The 16125-nt window shown below is 63.2% G+C and carries 13 protein-coding genes; 3 read left to right on the top strand and 10 right to left on the bottom strand.

What is annotated here, in order from left to right; genetic code table 11:
• Position 1: 1 nt before the first annotated feature.
• Positions 2-1564, bottom strand: a complete 1563-nt coding sequence (locus tag PBDP_RS15615; protein WP_109754161.1) for a L,D-transpeptidase family protein — start codon at positions 1562-1564, stop codon at positions 2-4.
• 162 nt (positions 1565-1726) lie between these two features.
• Between PBDP_RS15615 and PBDP_RS15620 the strand changes: the two genes are divergently transcribed.
• Positions 1727-2410, top strand: coding sequence for a murein L,D-transpeptidase catalytic domain family protein (locus PBDP_RS15620; protein ID WP_116834227.1), 684 nt, complete (start codon positions 1727-1729; stop codon positions 2408-2410).
• Positions 2411-2498: 88 nt separating this feature from the next.
• Positions 2499-3449 carry a class I SAM-dependent methyltransferase gene (locus PBDP_RS15625; protein ID WP_212800894.1) on the top strand — a complete coding sequence of 317 codons (951 nt, stop codon included), beginning with the start codon at positions 2499-2501 and terminating at the stop codon, positions 3447-3449.
• Here PBDP_RS15625 and PBDP_RS15630 read toward each other — a convergent pair.
• From PBDP_RS15630 to PBDP_RS15670, 9 genes are all read right to left on the bottom strand, one after another.
• Complete coding sequence (locus PBDP_RS15630) at positions 3444-8552, bottom strand: dermonecrotic toxin domain-containing protein (RefSeq protein WP_212800895.1); 5109 nt, start codon at positions 8550-8552, stop codon at positions 3444-3446. The genes PBDP_RS15625 and PBDP_RS15630 overlap by 6 nt on opposite strands.
• 153 nt (positions 8553-8705) lie before the next feature.
• Positions 8706-9308 (bottom strand): LysE family translocator, encoded by a 603-nt coding sequence (locus PBDP_RS15635; RefSeq protein WP_212800896.1) that lies wholly within the window; start codon positions 9306-9308, stop codon positions 8706-8708.
• A gap of 54 nt (positions 9309-9362) precedes the next feature.
• Positions 9363-10199, bottom strand: coding sequence for an AraC family transcriptional regulator (locus PBDP_RS15640; RefSeq protein WP_109754165.1), 837 nt, complete (start codon positions 10197-10199; stop codon positions 9363-9365).
• A gap of 237 nt (positions 10200-10436) precedes the next feature.
• Positions 10437-10853, bottom strand: coding sequence for a GlcG/HbpS family heme-binding protein (locus tag PBDP_RS15645; RefSeq protein WP_109754166.1), 417 nt, complete (start codon positions 10851-10853; stop codon positions 10437-10439).
• 80 nt (positions 10854-10933) lie between these two features.
• The gene (aotJ, locus tag PBDP_RS15650) at positions 10934-11716 is read right to left on the bottom strand and encodes an L-arginine-binding protein AotJ (protein WP_109754167.1); all 783 of its coding nucleotides are present in this window, start codon (positions 11714-11716) and stop codon (positions 10934-10936) included.
• Positions 11717-11860: 144 nt separating this feature from the next.
• The gene (locus tag PBDP_RS15655; protein WP_109754168.1) at positions 11861-12211 is read right to left on the bottom strand and encodes a RidA family protein; all 351 of its coding nucleotides are present in this window, start codon (positions 12209-12211) and stop codon (positions 11861-11863) included.
• Positions 12208-13581 (bottom strand): FAD/NAD(P)-dependent oxidoreductase, encoded by a 1374-nt coding sequence (locus PBDP_RS15660; RefSeq protein ID WP_212800897.1) that lies wholly within the window; start codon positions 13579-13581, stop codon positions 12208-12210. The genes PBDP_RS15655 and PBDP_RS15660 overlap by 4 nt, the downstream gene beginning before the upstream one ends.
• Positions 13574-13903, bottom strand: a complete 330-nt coding sequence (locus tag PBDP_RS15665; protein ID WP_116832492.1) for a (2Fe-2S)-binding protein — start codon at positions 13901-13903, stop codon at positions 13574-13576. Before PBDP_RS15665 ends, PBDP_RS15660 begins: the two co-directional genes overlap by 8 nt.
• Entirely contained in the window at positions 13893-15017 is a 1125-nt protein-coding gene (locus tag PBDP_RS15670) for an NAD(P)/FAD-dependent oxidoreductase (protein WP_212800898.1), read from the bottom strand. Before PBDP_RS15670 ends, PBDP_RS15665 begins: the two co-directional genes overlap by 11 nt.
• Positions 15018-15176: 159 nt before the next feature.
• Between PBDP_RS15670 and PBDP_RS15675 the strand changes: the two genes are divergently transcribed.
• Positions 15177-16082: a LysR substrate-binding domain-containing protein gene (locus PBDP_RS15675; RefSeq protein WP_212800899.1), complete on the top strand. Its 906-nt coding sequence runs from the start codon at positions 15177-15179 to the stop codon at positions 16080-16082.
• The last annotated feature ends 43 nt before the right edge of the window (positions 16083-16125 follow it).

Here is a 16125-nt window from a genome sequence, read left to right on the forward strand (position 1 = left end):
CTCAGAGCGCGCGACCACGGGCGGCAGACAGTGTCGCGTCACGCCCGTAGATATCCGGGACGTACACCGCCTGGCCCTGGCTGTCCGCTTGTGCCGTCCAGTAGCCCAGCAGGATCGGCACGGGCCGGGCCAGCCTGAATTCATGGGTCGCCTCGCTGGCCAGCAACGTGTCGGTGCGTGCCCGTTCGGCGGGGCTGACCAGCAGGTCGCGCAGGTGCATCACTTGCTCGATCCGCACGCAGCCTGAACTGAAAGCTCGCGGGCCCTTGCTGAACAACGCTTGGCTCGGTGTGTCATGCAGGTACACCGAGAACGGATTGGGAAAACGGATCGCCATTTTGCCCAACGGGTTCTTCGGACCAGGGTCCTGGCGCAACATGAGGTTGCCCGGGTGCTCCCAGTCGATGTCCTCCGCCAGCAACGGCAAGCCATCGCCATCGAGGATCCGCAGGTTGTGGCGGCTGAGAAACTCCGGATCTCGGCGGATCTCGGGCAGTTTGTCTTCACGCATGATGGTCGGCGGAATGGTCCAGGTCGGGTTGAGCGTCAGGCGGGTGACGTGGGATTTGAGCAACGGCGTCTGCCGTTGCGCACGACCCACCTGGGTGCGGGTTTGCCAGACCGGCGCGCCGCCCTGGTAGACCGTCAATTGCGCCGCGGCCACGTTGACCAGGACACTGTCGTTTTCCACGTCCTGGGCCAGCCAGCGCATGCGCTCCAGGTTGATGCGCAACTGCTCGCGGCGCATGGCCGGGCTGATGTTCAGCTCGGTGACGGTCCACGGTCCCACCACGCCATCGGCCTGCAACGAATGCTGGGCCTGGAAACTCTTCATCGCCTCCACCAGTATGGGGCTGTAGTGCTCGTCGCTCACCTGCGGCGGCGTACTCAGGTAACCCTCGTTGAACAGTCGTTGAGCGAGGGCAGGTACGCGGGCGTCCTGTTTGTCCGGTTGCAGCAACGGCCCGCCCGGCACCGCTTGCCATTCGGCTAAAGGTTGTTGCCGCAGTCGGGCATAGAGGCCGCGCAGGTTGCGGTAGAGGTCCAGGTTCGGCCGTGCCTGTTCAAAGGCATCGGCCAGATTCTGCCGGCCCAGCCCGGCGATCGCCAGCACCACGGCCGGGTGATCCTGTGGCGGTGGGTTGGCCTTCCACACCGGCTCCAGCCGGTCTTGAGGCAGGTAACCGAAACGCAGGTCATGCAAGGCTTGCAGATAGCGCTGGCTGATGGCGATGTCGGCGCAATGAGGACCTTGGGCTGTGCCCGCGACCGGCAGGTTATAGCGGGCCGGATCCAAGCCGTCATCGGCCAGTTGCTGCAACTGGACCTGCAACGCCCCCCGTCGTTCGTCGTCCGACCAGACTTCCTGGCCTGCGTTTTGCTGATAGAACGCCTGCAAGTCGAGCACCGTCGGAAAGCTGGCACCCGCCGCGACGTCCGGGCACGCGACCGCCAGTTGCGCCAGTGTGGTCTGCACGAGCGCCGGATCGCTGTCTTCGGCTGTCGCGACCAATGGCGCAGTGAGCAATAAAAGGCTCAGGTAACATGCGGACTTTTTGAACAACTGCTTTACTCCAATCCATGGCCGTCTCGTTGACGGTGAATTTTGCGACAGGTACGACCCGCCATCATGCAGACAAACGAAACCGGACGGGATGCCGCGAACGAACACCACGCTGGAAATGCTTCGCCTGTACAGGGCTTTTTGCGCCGACTTTGCCTGGTCATGCTGGGCCTGGGCGTCATTTGCAGCCCGGCGCTGGCGGAAAAAAAGGCAAAGCCGCAAACGCTTTATCACAGCCTCGCCCAGGCAGCGCCGGAACTCAATCCCCTGGCACTCAAAAGTGCCTTGAGCGCCATGCAGTGCGCGGTCGCCAATGGCGCCAGCCAGGCCCGCCACCTGGCGGTCATCGACTACTCGCAGCCCTCCACGGCCCGTCGCCTGTGGATCTTCGACCTGCGCCAGAAGAAGCTGGTCTTGCGTGACCTGGTGGCCCATGGGCAGAAATCCGGGGAAAACTTCGCCACGCAGTTTTCCAATCGCCTGGGCAGTTACCAATCCAGCCTGGGCCTGTTTCGCACCCAGGAAAGCTACCAGGGCACCCACGGCTATTCGCTGCGCATGGACGGCCTGGAACCGGGCTTCAATGACCTGGCCCGTGATCGGGCGATCGTGATCCACGCCGCCGACTACGTGAACCCGTTGTGGAGCGCGCGCCAGGGGCGCATCGGGCGCAGCCAGGGCTGCCCTGCCGTACGCCCGCAGGTGGCGCGCCAGGTGATCGACAAGCTCAAGGGCGGGCAATTCATGTTTTCCTGGTACCCGGACCCGGGCTGGCTCAAGCGTTCGGCCTATCTCAATTGTCAGCCGCAACAGGTGGCGAGTATTCTGGCTACCAGTGGAGGTTGAAACAGGCAGTTGCTGCGCAACTGAACGGGAGCAAGCTCCCTCGCCACAGGTTAAAATGCCGGCCTTTCGAATCCCTGGCGTTGCCTGAATGAATTGCGTAGCCCTTCAAACCCTTCACGACCACTTGCTGACAGCCCTGGAATCGGTGCCCGAAGAAACCCGTCGCCTGTTCCATGGCCGCGGGCGCTGCTGGCCGGGCCTGGAACAGGTCACTGTCGACTGGTTGCAAGGGATAGTGCTGGTGTCGCTGTTCAAGGAACCGGACCCCACGCATCTGGACGATTTGAACGCAATGCTGCTGGCGCTCGCCACGTCGCCGGCCTGGCAGCACAGCAAGGCCCATACGCTAGCGATGCAGCACCGCTACCTGCCACAAAGCCTCACCCAATGGCTGGTGGGCCAGCCCATCGATGAATGGACCCTGACTGAAGGTGGCCTGCGCTACCGGATCGACCTGGGCAAAAAGCAGAACAACGGCCTGTTCCTCGACATGCGCTACGGCCGCGACTGGGTGCGGGTAAACGCCAAGGGCAAGCGCGTGTTGAACCTGTTCGCCTACACCTGCGGCTTTTCGGTGGCGGCCATCGCCGGCGGCGCCCGGCACGTGGTGAACCTGGACATGTCCCGCGCGGCCTTGAGTCGTGGCCGCGACAACCATCGCTTGAACGGCCATGACTTGAGCCAGGTGAGTTTCCTCGGCCACGACCTGTTCAAATCCTGGGGCAAGGTGATCAACAGCGGGCCCTACGACCTGGTGATCATCGACCCGCCAACCTTCCAGAAAGGCAGTTTCCTGTTGACCAAGGACTACCAGCGGGTCCTGCGCCGCCTGCCGGAACTGCTGGCCGCCGACGGCACGGTCCTGGCTTGCAGCAACGATCCGGCCACCGGCCCGGATTTCCTTATCGATGGGGTGATCCGCGAAGCGCCCGGGCTGGTGTTCGAGGCGCGCCTGGACAATCCGCCGGAATTTCCGGACATCGACCCCGAGTGTGGCCTGAAGGCGTTGATCTTCAAGGCCACGGCGCCTGGTTTATAGCGATCCCGGTGCCCACCACGCGCTGACCAGGTTCGTGGTGATCCTGCGCACCAGCGACTCGACCTCCCGGCTCTTGACCGAGCGGTAGATCGCCATGGTCCGCCGCAGTTGGTCTTCGGTGAGCATCACCGGCCGGCCTGCTGCCCAATCCACATCCGCCACGGCCTCGAGCCCCACGCGGCGCCAGACGATCCGGTCGCCTTGGGTGACGGATTCCAGCGGGCTGGGTAGCTGGGCGTCCGGCTGCACCAGATTGTCCAGCATCACTTGCGGCCAACGGGACGGACTCACCGGTGCGCTGAAGGCGTCCACCAGGTCGTCATCCAGCCTTTCCCAGAAAGCCAGTCCTTCGGACCACTCCCGGGACATCAACCCCAGATACGGTCGCCAGGTCATTTCTCCCACTCGCGGGGTTTGGTCATTGCTGTTGAAGGTGTCCTGGGCATCGCTGAGCCAGTCGATGAACGCCTCCCGGGTCAGGTACGCCTGGCGCTGCACCAGGTCGGGGTAGCGCTCCGTCAGGGTATGGTTCCAATAGGCGTAATGCTCGGCCATGAAACTGGCATAAGGCACGCCTTGTCGAGCGAGACGGGCGCGCATCACCGATTCGAACAACGAAAAGTGCATTTCCAACTCAGCAAGGTCTGGCGTGTGCCGGTCCAGGATGCGCGCTTGCAGGCGCGTGCGCAGTTGCCGTAATTGCTGGTCGAAATCGCCCACCAGCATCGGGAGTGGGTCGTGAGTGTTCTGGTAGCCGATGTAGTGTTGCAAGACGGCGGCCGCCCGCCGGCGATCACCGAAAGACAACCCGACAGGCGTCTGGGCATCGGTGTTGCGGATGCCGGCGGAGAACCAGTCGATGAAATTCCGCATCCCGGGATCGTCGCGGGCGACTTCCAGCGCTCTCTGCAGGTTCGGTGAAATATAGAGCCAGTCATCGACGGTGTACTGGAAAGACTCGGGAAATATGGCGCGAAGGGCCTGGATCTGAACACTGGATAATGGATTGTCATCAAGCCATATGTCCGGTGAGTCCCGATCTGGCAAGCTGTTGAGCAAGGGAAGCAAGTCATCCTGGATATTGGTGATGCGGTTGCCTCGAAGATCGAGGACGAATCCATCGGACGAATGCCTGGAGAGCACCGCCAATGCCAATGCGGGCACCCGATCGAGTCCGGTCCTGGCCAGTTCCAGCTCGGACAGGTTCGTAAGCTCCGGCAAGTCGGGCAGGTCCCTGCAGCTGTTTTCGCTCAGGCGCAGGTCTTCCAAACGCGTCGCGGTACGCAGAAACGCACTGCCCTCCTCATCCAGGCGCAGGCCACAGCGCGACAGCTCCAGCGCTCGCAAATCCGGCAACCGGGTCAGCGCCTGCAACTGCTCGGGCGTGAAATGCAGGTTATCGGCCCATACCACTTCCCGCAGTTCCGGCAGCGCGGCCAGGCTGTCAATGGCAGCGATCACCTGCGCACTGGTTCCCGTCTCCGGGCCGCTACTGATCCCTGACAGACCCAGGGTCCATATACGGCTAGCGGGTTCAACTCCGGTCAACGGCGTGAAGACATTCTCGTTCAGATGGAGCGGATTGCTGTCCATTGACAGTTCCACTAGAAAACGTAACTCGCCTGCCGCCACCGGGATCGTGGTGAGCTGATTGCCCGTCAGGTGCAACGTGTCGATGTTGGGGAACAGCCTCAGGAAGTCCGACGGGTCCTCGCTAAGGGCCATATGGCTCAGCACCAACGAGCGGATATGCTCGAAACGCGCGCTGATGGGGGGCAACCGGCCCACGTCGAAAGACCTCAGGCGCAGTGCCAGTTCGCTGCCCTCCTGTCCCGGATCAGGTGTACGCTGCCAGGCACGGCGCAGTTCCCTGGCGATGGCATGGCGTTGCCCAACCAGGGTCTCACGGTCGTGCAGCTGTTCGTTGGGATGGTGGAAACCTTCATGGTCCACCCACTGGCGCAGTCCATCGTCCAACGTGGTCCATTCGTTTTCCAACTGGCCGACCAACTCGCCCAGGCTGATGCCTTGGCGCTCGGCCTGTTCGGTCAGGCTCGCCCGTAGCTGTGCGAGACTTTGCCCTCCATGGCTGGGATAGAGCCGCTCGAGACGCTGCTCCAGGCTGCCGCGCCAGACTTGCAGCGGTAGCCTGCCACGACCGCTGAGGGGATACACCAAGTGCCCGTTCAACCATTGCGGCCGAGATCCGACGCTGCCCTGGCGCCTCATCGACAGATAGGGGCGCAGGCCTTGCCGATCATCCAGGGCCTGTGCAAGTAATTGGGTCCGAAGCTTATCCGCCTCCCAGATATTCAGGCCCAGCGCCTGGCGCGCGTCGTCCGACAATGCCCTCAGCAGCGCGTCCTCCAGGCTCATGGCCCCTGCCAGTTCTTCGCCGGTTTCGTCAAAGGGGCGATATTTTTCGCCTTCCTGGCGAATGGTTTTCAAGGGGCCATCCTTCCCCAGCGTTATCGGGTCGTGCAGCTCGCGCAGCCAAAGACGCAGATGCACGCGGCCTTGCAACCGGGACGCATTGCCCAGCAGGCCGATGACGATGCGGTCACGATCCACGGTGCTTTCGCCGCGCTCCAGGGCACGCAGGGCACGAGTCAGGCGCAGCTCGCGCAAGGCTTCGGCACACTGTTTGCCCAAGTTCTCGCTCACCTTGCCTTCGAGCAAACGCAACCGATCATGACCTGAAATCTCGTGGACCAGCTCGTTGGCGATGGATTCGGTCAGACTCGGAAAAGTCCGGGTCACCGCAACGGCCAAGGGATCGCGCCCGATGTGACGAGCCATGGCCGCGCTCACACGCGTGGCATTGTGCTCCAGGTACCCGGCCCAGCGTCCGGCCAACAAGCGACTGCGCTCCAACGGGAGCAGGCCGAAACTGCGTTGCCCGAGCAGCACACTCTGCTCGTCCATGCTCAAGTTTCCCAGGATGCGGGCCGCCCAGGCGTCGTGCTCCAGGTCCGTTTTGCTCAACAACAAGAAGCGCGTGTCGGCGATGTCACCCACCGGGTAGAGCCTCACGCCATCGTGGTAGCGCAACGTCAAGCCTTCGGGCCATCCCGGTAGATTGACGAGGGTCTGAGCGATGCGAAAATGCGTGCCCCCCGGCGCTTCGCCCCGGCGCAGGCGTCCAATGGCCTGCCGCAGCCCTTGCCAGTTACGTGCCTCATCCAAGGCGTCGGCCAATATCGCCGGCATCGGTTGGCCCTCGACTTGCAGGTAGCGCAGGTGCGCCTCGCTGATGCCAACCTGCCGTTGCAAGGCCAGGAGCGCGTTGTCGTTCAACTCGGCGGGCGTCTCGGCAAAGGCACGCAACAACGCCAGGCTATCTCGCTGCAACGGATTGCGATGGGCCCACTGCCAGCCGCGGGCACGGCTCCACTCCAGCGGCGGCCTCACACCTCGGTGCCCGGCCGGCAGGCGCAGGTTCAAAGCGTCCTTGCTGCCCTGCACTTCGAAATAGCGGTCCTCGATACGCACCCACGCCTCGTCTGTCGTGCGCCAGACACCCCAGGCGTCCTGCTCGGCCTCCACGGGGGGCAAGCGTTGCGCTTCGAAGGCACTGATGTCGCCATTCCACAGGCGCGTAGTGCCGTCACTCACCGGCATGGGTTCAATGGCCCCACCGACGAATCCCAGGTAAGCGCCTTGAGCGACCCCGAACAGCACGTTGAAGATATGCTCGATCCCTTCTTGCGCGTGGCCTTCATTGAATGCCTGGATGCCTTCGAAGATTTCGTACACCAGGCGCACGCCACCGACCGCCGCGGCGGTCATGCCGATAGGCGCGCAAAACGGGAAGAAGGTCGCGGCGACCATCAGCGAACGCTCGATAAGACTCTCCCAATAGTCGATGCGAGCCAGCAGCGCGCGCCAGTCCTGGTCCCGCGTCGGGACCATCAGCGCCGAGGCGTTGGCCAGGGCGTGGCCGCGCCACTCGTGATAGCAGGCGTGCCAATGGTCCTCACGCAGGTCCTTCAGGCCCCAGGCCACCTTGGGCGTGGGTATCCGGATGCGCCGGTGGCTGCCATCCTCGCCCCGCTCACCCTCGCGCCAACCGGTGATGCGCGCATAAATTTCCTGGAAGAGATTGAGGTTGTCCGTCACCGTCCACTCCACTTGATCGTGCAGCGCCGTGCCCAGGCTGGTCTGCAGACGCAACGGGAGGTAATGCATCAGGCCCTGGCGATAGCGGCGTTTGCGCACCCGTTCGGTGAGCTCCGCCGACAGCGCCTGCAGGCTTGGGAACTGCTTGAGCGGCGCCACGGTGTCATGGGGCATGTGCAAGACGATCGGGCGAACGCCATGGACGTCGCCCTTCAGCCCCCAGTACACCCGCACACCGAACAAGGGCGCCGAGAGCAACTCCAGCACCTTGACCTCGCAGGCAAGGGAAGCGACGGGCCGCTCTTCAAGATGAACGCCCACGTGGGCCAGCAAGCGTTCACCGGTTTCATCCAGGCGCCCATCCAGCCTGGCTTCGTAGGCGTCATAGGCGAGCTGGCTGCGTGCGTACGCCATGTAGGCCTTTGCAATCGCGTGCACCTCATTGGCAATACGAGGCATCTTGTGTTCGAGCAACTGTCGATAGGCTCCGCCCACATCCATGCGGCGACAGAGGCTGGCGAAACTGGCCGGGGTCGTGGCCAGTGTCGCGGTGTCCGACGAGGCGTCCCCTAGAGAGAACTCCCCTCGCTGGCCCTGGATGAAAAGTTCGCCCTTGTTATCGAAATCGCTGCCGACAACCGCGTCGGCGGGAGGGTAATTGCGCATGGCCGCCTCGATCACCGACAGCGAGGGGTCGGTGATGAAGGAACTTCGCCTGACCTTGGCCCGGCGTACCGCATCCGCCACAGTGCCGGTGCCAATCACCTGGTTCCAATCCTGTACTTGCGGCTGGGTCTTGAGCCGATCGAGGGTGAACGCATAGGGCCCCGGCAGGTCGGTGAGCAGTGCATTGAGCGCATCACTGTCGCGCTGCAATTGCCGGCTGAGCACTTTGAAACGTCTCTGCTGGGCCCGTGTGGCCCGCTTCAACCAGACGGGCAACCTGGCCTGGATAAAATCGATGTGGGTATCTTGAGTGGACATGCTGGACCTCCTTCCTTGGGGTCGATTGTTGGTTCGAGCGCTAACGCACCTTGAGTTCTGGCGTGGCCGATGCTCTCCAAATCAACTGTGTTTTGATACCGTCCAACCGTTGCAAGGGATTGCGGTACCCGGGGTGATAAAGGTACGTCGCAGCTACATCACCAACGTCAACCACGCCGACACCAGCAGCATCACCGCCATGACCCGGTTGAACCGCTCCATCGCTACGGCGGAACGACAGAACCGGGCCGCACCAAGCCCCAGATAAGCCCAGACGGTCATGCATGGAATCGAAATGGCGAAAAACGCCAGGGACAGCCAGAGTACCCGCACAGTACGGTCGGCCTCGGCGCCGGCAAAAACGCTGACCACGGCCAACGCCATCATCCAGGTCTTGGGGTTCACCAACTGCAATCCGGCGGCCCCTGCCAGGCCCAGACGCGGGCCTTCGACCGGCCGATCCGGGTCGATGGCCTGGGCCGGTGCGCTGAAAATCTGCCAGGCCATCCAGCTCAACCAGGCAATGCCCGCCCATGAAAGCGCGGTCTGCACCGTAGCGTGGCGCGCCAGTAAATCGCCCAATCCCGTGCCCACCAGCAACACCAGCAAAGCCGCCGCGGCGCAGGCACCGAGGATGATCGGCACGGTGGTTGCCAGGCCGAAGCGCGAGCTGTGGCTCAGTACCAGGATATTGGTCGGGCCCGGGGTGATGGAGGCGACAAAGGCGAACAAGGCAAACGGCAGTAACTGGTCCATGGAGCAACGTCTCGGTGGATGATCGATGCCTTGATCATCCCCACGAAGGCGTGGTCAGTCTGGAACAATTGAGCAGCGCTTGCGGTAGTCCGCCGGACTCAAACGGTAGGCGCGCTGGAACCAGCGGCCCAAGTGGCTCTGGTCGGCAAAACCGAGCATGGCCGCCACCGCCACGGCGCTCTCGCCACAGGCCAGCAGGCGTCGGGCGCGGGCCAGGCGCAACTGGATCAGATAGGCATGGGGCGCCAGGCCGAAAGCCGCCTTGAACGCCCGGGTCAGGCGGAAACGATCCACGCCGGTGACCCGCGCCAGGTCATCCAGGCCGATGTCTTCGCTCAAATGACTATGCAGATAATCCCGGGCCTGTTGCGCCACCAATGGCAGGCGCGGGTCGGGGTTGATCCGTGCGCGCCATTGCAGGTGTTGGGTCAGGTTGGCCAACAGGGTATCGAGGGCCGTCTGGCGCACGATGCGAATCTCCTGCTCATGCAAGCTCTGGAAGGCCAAGGCCGTGGCATTCGCCAGCCGCGCATCGTCAGTCAGGGTGGCAGCAAACCCCAACTGGGCATTGTCCGGCGCCACATCGAACAAGGAGCGCAACTCGCGCTCCAGCCAGTGGGGCTCCAGGTACAACGTGCGGTAGGTAAACCCTTGAGCGTGAGGGGCATTGCCGTCGTGGAGCTCGCCGGGCTCAAGCAGGAACACTTTGCCCGGCGTGCTGTTGTGCTGCTGGCGACGGCAATGAAACTGCTGCACACCCTGTTCGGTCACGCCCACCAGATAGGCGTCATGCCAATGGGGATCGTAGGCATGCCCCTCGAAATGCGCGCGCACGGTCTCGATGCCGGACGTGGCGTCCTGCTTGAGATCGATCCAGTTGCGCGCGGTCATGCCCTGTCCCGTTCAGTGAATGTGCTCTTGGCAGATTAACTGCTGATGAGGCGCGTGTCTGGAAGATTTGTGCAAACCTTGGTGGAGACGGGCTTGCTCGAGAAAGCGTTCGGGTCTGTAAATACATTTGTTGACTGACCCACCGCCATCGCGAGCAGGCTCGCTCCCACAGGAGAAACGCGGTCCCACCAAGAACCAGGCCGGCTGTCAGGCCGCCTTCGCGACTCGACCGAAGCCTCAGGCATCCGGAGTAATCACCGCCTCCACCGCCAAACGAGCCAGTTCGGCATCCTGCTCGGCCTTGACGCCGGATACACCGATAGCGCCGATGCACTGGCCGTCGTGGCGGATGGTCACGCCGCCTTCGAGCATGCCTTGCAGGTGCGGGGCGCTGAGGAAAGCGTAGCGGCCACCGTTGATCATGTCTTCGAAGACCTTGCTGTCGCGCCGGCCCATGGCGGCGGTGCGCGCTTTTTCGGTGGCGATATAGGCCGATAACGGCGAGGCATCGTCCAGGCGCGACAGCCCGAGGGGATGACCACCGTCGTCCACCACGCAGATCGACACCGCCCATTGACGCTGGTGCGCCAGTTTCTTGGCCGTCACCAGCAATTGCTCAACGTCCTGTTCAGTGAGTACCGCTTTGGTTTTCATGGATCACTCCGTGTTGTGCCGCAACAAGCCGGTAAGACAGCCCGCAAGCCAATGCCTGCGGGCCGAAAACACCCCGAGATTTACTCGCCGTAGATATCGAAATCAAAGTACTTCTGGCGAATCCTGTCGTACGTGCCGTTGGCGCGAATGGTCGCCAGCGCCTGATTGAAACGGCTCGCCAACGCATCGTTCTTGCGTACCGCAATGCCGATGCCCGTGCCGAAGTATTGTTCCTCGGTGAAATTGGGCCCGACAAATTCGAAGTCCTTGCCCTCCGGACGCTTGAGCAGGCTCTCGTCGATCACCACCGAACTGGCCATGGTCGCGTCCAGGCGCCCACCCAGCAGGTCGAGGAATATTTCGTTCTGCGAACCATAGCGCACTACCTCGGCGCCCGCCGGGGCAAAGTGATCAGTGACATAACGATCGAAGTTGGTCGCCCGCTGCACCCCGATCCGCTTGCCTTTGAGCTGGGCCGGGATATCGTTGATACCGCTGCCCTTGCGAAACACCAGGCGCGCCGGGATCCGGTAGTAACGGTCGCTGAAGTCCACCGACTTCAACCGCTCGGGGGTGATGGACATGGAGGAAATCACCGCGTCGACCTTTTTCACCTTGAGCGCCGGAATCAAGCCGTCGAACTCCTGTTCCTGCCAGATGCAACGGACCTTCATTTCGGCGCATAACGCCTGGCCGATGTCGTAGTCGAAGCCGACGATGGTGTTGTCCGGGGTTTTCGAGGCGAAGGGTGGGTAAGCTGCCTCGATGCCGATGCGCAGCGATGACTCGGCGGCTTGCAGGTTCGCGCCGAAAGCCAGCAGCGAGACGAGACCCAGTTTCAGGGCGATGCGTTTAACGTTCATTCAGTTGCTCCAGATGCGATGTTATTGATTCCGGACGCTCCATAGAAGTCATCCGTTATGGCAGTAGCAATGTGAACAAGCCCGGGCGATGACTCTGGCGGTCGCCTGCCCGGTGACAGCACAACGGTGATCCGGCCGACGGCCTCAGACCGCCGCCGTGACAATCAGCTCCAGCAAAATCTGCGGGTCATCGAAGGCCACTTGGGCCGTGGCTCGCGCTGGCGTCTGCGTGGCATCGACCCACTCGCTCCACTGCGCGTTCATGGCGGCGAAATCCCGCCCCATGTCTTTCATCCAGATCTGCACGCTGAGCAGCCTGTGCTTGTCGCTGCCCGACGCGGCGAGCAGTTCATCGACCCGTTGCAGCACCTGACGGGTCTGGCCCTGGATGTTCTGGCTGCAGTCGGTGGCGACGACGCCGCTGAGCCAGGCCACGCCGTTGTGCACGACGCTGCGGCTCAGGCGTGGGTTGCTTTCGATGCGTTGAATACTCATGTGGGTTCCTCGACGGAGAGACGCTCGCCGGCCAATTGGGCGAGCGTGATAGGTTTGAGGGGTGAACGGATGCGGTAATAGCCCACCTCGGCGGGCGACACTTGGCGGTGTTCGGCGATGATTTCAGTGACGCTCAGACCGCACTGGCGCCCCTGGCACGGGCCCATGCCGCAACGACCGAAGGCCTTGGTCTGGTTGGGGCCCAGGCAACCCTGGTCGACATGACGGCGGATGTCGCCAGCACTGACTTCTTCGCAGCGGCACACCGTGACGTCGTCGGCGGGAATGCGATTTTGCATGCCGGGGCGATACAGGATGTCGAGTAGCGGCCGTATGGCGCGGGCGCGGCCTAACGCCCGTTGCAGGGAAGACGCTTGCGCGGACTGGCCAGCGATTGCCAACGCAGCCAGGCGCCCCTCCAGTTGCGCCACCCGGGCCCCGCCGATGGCGCCACCGTCACCGGCGATGAAGATGCCCGGCACGCTGCTTTCACCCCATTGATTGCGGCGCACAATCCAGCACAATTGTTGTTCATTCCAGTCATGTTCCAGACGCAACGACCAACTGATCTGGGTGTTCGGCACCACCCCCTGATGCAGCAGGATCAAATCGGCGTGAATGCGCTGTGAGCGGCCTTGGCTGTCGAAGCTCAAGGCGCAGGCCCGGTCCGTGCCTTCAACCCGCAAGTTGCAAGCGCTGCGAAAATGCCGAACGCCGGCACGCTTGAGCTCCGCCAGCAGCCTCAGCCCTTTGAGCAGGTCGCGCCAACCGCGCAGCGCACCGGGAATTGCCCGCCAGGCCCGTAGCAGATTGCTTCGCTGGCTGGTGTCCACCAGGACCTCAAGGGCGATCCCGGCGCGCAGGTATTGCACCGCCAGCAGGTAGAGCAATGGACCACAGCCGGCCAGCACCACTGGCGTGGCCGGCACCATGGCCGCGCTTTTGAGCAAGATCTGCCCGGCTCCGGCGGTCATGACGCCCGGCAGGGTCCAGCCGGGAATCGGCATCGGCCGCTCGAAGGCCCCGGTGGCGATCAACAGGTGGCGCCCCTGCAAGACTTCAGCGCGCCCCTCGACCAAGTAGTGCACCTGACGCTGCGGCGTCACCTGCCAGATGGCCGCGCCAGGCAGATAGCGGGCACCGCATTGCAAAAAGTCGGCGGCCAATTTCGCCCCGGCAACATAGTCGTCACCCAACACGGCGCGGCTGCGTACGTCAGCCTGGAGCACCTGGCGATAAATCTGCCCGCCCGGGCTGGCCTGTTCATCCAGCACGACCACTGACAGGCCATGAGCCCTGGCTTCGAGCGCAGCGCTCATTCCCGCCGGGCCAGCACCGATGATGATCAGGTCGATGACTGCGTTATTCATCGCCGCCCTCCTCCCACGGTGCCAGGCAAGCGGCTCCGCGTTGGCGACGCACGCGCATGCCGCAACGTACCGGCACCAGGCACGCCTGGGTATTGGCTTGTCCGTCCACCTCCACCAGGCATTCGAAGCACACCCCCATCATGCAATAAGGCGCACCGGCACGACCGTTGATGGCGCTCTCGCGGGTGTGGCGAATGCCGCAGGCCAACAGGGCCGCAGCCAGGGATACCTCGGCGGGCACCGTGAGCGGCGTGCCTTCGAATTCGATTTGCACGCTGTGATCTCCCAAGATCAGCGGCCGGAACAGGCTGTCAGCCGACATGGCGCACCTCTGCTTGCGGGTTGAAACGTTGCAGCCCGAATGGCTTCACCGCCGGGTCATCGAATTCGCCGGCGATCCACGGCGCCAGGCGCAAGGCATGGGCAGCGGCCAGCGTCACGCCGCTGTGGCAGCTGACAATCGACAACCCCGGGCAGCCCTGGGGCGTTTCGTAGATCGGAAAGCCATCGGCACTCATCACCCGCAGCGCCCCCCAGGCCCGCACCAGGCGCACCTGGCCCAACCGTGGAAAACACTGCACCGCGCGCCGGGCAATAGCGGCCATGACCTGGCTGCCGGTGCCGTCATCGAAGCCCGCTGACTCGTGGGAGTCGCCCAGTTGCAGCGTGCCCTCATCGGTCTGGCGGACATAGGTGGTGGGGTACTGTAGAAATGGCTCAAGCCGCTCGGTGACCAGGATCTGCCCCCGGTTCGGCTGCACCGGCACGTCCAGCCCCACCCTGGCCCCCAACGCCCGATTGCCGAGGCCGGCGGCCAGCACCACCTGGCGAGCAGACCAGCGCTGGTCTCCAGCCCGCAGTTCGAAGTCCGTGGCACCCGCGTCGATAGCATCGACGTGATGGCCGTTAATGAGTTTGACCCCGCGCGCCTGGCAGGCGGCGTAGAGCGAGCGCAGCAGCTTGAGCGGGTTGACGTGGCCGTCCATGGGCGAAAAGCAGCCGCCCACCACGTCTGGCCCAATACCGGGCAAGCGGGTGCGTAGTTGCGCAGCGTCCAGCAATTCAAAGGGGTAGTCGCCGGCAAAGGCGTCACGCAGCCAACCCAGCCGACGGCTTTCCTCGGCCATTTCTCCATCGCTCAGGCACAACTGGAACCCACCCTGTTGGCGCAAATGGACGTCGATGCCGGTATCGGCTTGCAACGCCTTGGCGAACCGAGGCCAGAGCGCCACCGATTCCCGCGTCCACTGCGCATATGGGCTCATGCGGTAGCCCTTGCCCTGGACCCAAAGCAGACCAAAGTTGCCTCGGGCCGCGCGAATGGCATCGTCGCCTTCATCGAGCACACTCACCCGGCGCCCGAGCAAGGCCAGCCCATAGGCGATGGACATCCCCACCAGGCCACCCCCCACGACAATGACATCAGTTTTTTGCATGGCTCTCTTATCGCTGATTTTTGTGCCTTACACTTAGTAAAGTGCCGGCCCTGTGGCTGGTTAAAGCGGTTGTGGACGATCCTAGGGCGATGACAATCTCTTGAAAAATGCTTTATTTTGGCAATCTCATGTCTTTTTGTTATGGACTGGAAGCGCACTATGAACCTCCGTCAACTGGAAGCTTTTCGCGCCGTGATCCTGGGCCAGACCGTGACCCGCGCCGCCGAAATGCTGCACATCTCGCAACCCGCGGCGACCCGGCTGATCGCCAGCCTGGAAGAGGACATCGGTTTCAGCCTGTTCGACCGGGTCAAGGGGCGGCTGCAACCCACCGCCGAGGCCATGACCCTGTATCAGGAAGTGCAGCGCTCGTTGTTAGGCGTGGAACGCATCGCGCGGACCGCCCAGGACATCCGCACGCTCAAGCGCGGCTCCCTGCACATTGCCTGCGCACCGGCCATGGGCTTGTCATTCGTGCCCCGGGCGATTGCCGCGTTCATGGCTGAACACGATCAAGTACAGATATCGCTGGTGGTGCATTCGTCCCGGGAAGTGGTGGACCTGGTGGTGGGCCAGCGCTGCGACCTGGGCCTGATCGTGCTGCCTAACACTTACCCCAGCCCCCGCGCCGAAAAATTGCTGGCAACGCGTATGCTCTGCGCCCTACCGGCCGGCCATCGCTTGCAGGACCAGGCCACCATCCGTCCAGAGGATCTGCAGGGCGAACCGTTCATTTCCTACCCGCAGTCGATCGCCTCACGCCAGCACATCGACGCCATCTTCGCCGCCCATGGTGTAGACCGTGAGCTGCGCCTGGAAACCCAGCTCTCTTTGCCCATGTGCGCGTTCGTCGAACAAGGTCTGGGCGTGGCGCTGGTGGATGCCATCAGTGCCGTCGAGTACCGGGGCCAGGGCATCGTCTTCCGGGCCTTCGAACCGGCGATAGAAATGGACTTCAGCATGCTCCTGCCCATCCAGGAGCCGGTTTCCAGGCTGCAAGCCAGTTTTCTGGAGCACATGCAGCGGTTTATCGAAGCGCAGGTGCCGGCGGCCTATCGGTTTTGATGCAATCGTCGATTCAGCATCAATGGATCCACTAAATAACCAA

Origin of the sequence: Pseudomonas sp. St290, assembly GCF_018325805.1 — a bacterium.
In the GTDB taxonomy this organism is placed as follows: domain Bacteria; phylum Pseudomonadota; class Gammaproteobacteria; order Pseudomonadales; family Pseudomonadaceae; genus Aquipseudomonas; species Aquipseudomonas bijieensis.